At 55.8% G+C, this 1,438-nt stretch carries 1 rRNA gene; it reads right to left on the bottom strand.

What is annotated here, in order from left to right:
* Positions 1 to 9 precede the first annotated feature (9 nt).
* Positions 10 to 1,438, bottom strand: a 16S ribosomal RNA gene (locus HMPREF2743_RS02755); the annotation flags it as partial.

Here is a 1,438-nt window from a genome sequence, read left to right as displayed (position 1 = left end):
GCTCCTTAGAAAGGAGGTGATCCACCCGCACCTTCCGGTACGGGTACCTTGTTACGACTTCGTCCCAATCGCCGATCCCACCTTCGACAGCTCCCTAACAAGTTTAGGCCACTGGCTTCGGGTGTTACCAACTTTCATGACGTGACGGGCGGTGTGTACAAGGCCCGGGAACGTATTCACCGCAGCGTTGCTGATCTGCGATTACTAGCGACTCCGACTTCATGGGGTCGAGTTGCAGACCCCAATCCGAACTAAGGCCGGCTTTCAGCGATTCGCTCCACCTCACAGTGTCGCTGCGCGTTGTACCGACCATTGTAGCATGTGTGAAGCCCTGGACATAAGGGGCATGATGATTTGACGTCATCCCCACCTTCCTCCGAGTTAACCCCGGCAGTCTCTCATGAGTCCCCAACCAAATGCTGGCAACATAAGACAAGGGTTGCGCTCGTTGCGGGACTTAACCCAACATCTCACGACACGAGCTGACGACAACCATGCACCACCTGTACACCAACCACAAGGGACACTACATCTCTGCAGCAATCTGGTGTATGTCAAGCCCAGGTAAGGTTCTTCGCGTTGCATCGAATTAATCCACATGCTCCGCCGCTTGTGCGGGCCCCCGTCAATTCCTTTGAGTTTTAGCCTTGCGGCCGTACTCCCCAGGCGGGGCGCTTAATGCGTTAGCTACGGCACAGAAGACGTGGAAGCCCCCTACACCTAGCGCCCACCGTTTACGGCATGGACTACCAGGGTATCTAATCCTGTTTGCTACCCATGCTTTCGCTCCTCAGCGTCAGTAACTGCCCAGAGACCTGCCTTCGCCATCGGTGTTCCTCCTGATATCTGCGCATTTCACCGCTACACCAGGAATTCCAGTCTCCCCTACAGCACTCAAGTTATGCCCGTATCGCCTGCACGCCCGAAGTTAAGCCCCGGAATTTCACAGACGACGCGACAAACCACCTACGAGCTCTTTACGCCCAGTAATTCCGGACAACGCTCGCACCCTACGTATTACCGCGGCTGCTGGCACGTAGTTAGCCGGTGCTTCTTATACAGGTACCGTCACAAAAGCTTCGTCCCTGTCGAAAGGAGTTTACAACCCGAAGGCCGTCATCCCCCACGCGGCGTCGCTGCATCAGGCTTCCGCCCATTGTGCAATATTCCCCACTGCTGCCTCCCGTAGGAGTCTGGGCCGTATCTCAGTCCCAATGTGGCCGTACACCCTCTCAGGCCGGCTACCCGTCGACGCCTTGGTAGGCCATTACCCCACCAACAAGCTGATAGGCCGCGAGCTCATCTTGCACCGAAAAAACTTTCCAACCACCACACTAAAGGCAGTTCATATCCGGTATTAGACCCAGTTTCCCAAGCTTATCCCAGAGTGCAAGGCAGATCACCCACGTGTTACTCACCCGTTCGCCACTCGAGTACC

The organism is Corynebacterium sp. HMSC036D02, from assembly GCF_001836165.1.
In the GTDB taxonomy this organism is placed as follows: domain Bacteria; phylum Actinomycetota; class Actinomycetes; order Mycobacteriales; family Mycobacteriaceae; genus Corynebacterium.
Note: the sequence above shows the minus strand (reverse complement) of the source record. Positions and strands in the feature narration are given on the sequence as shown.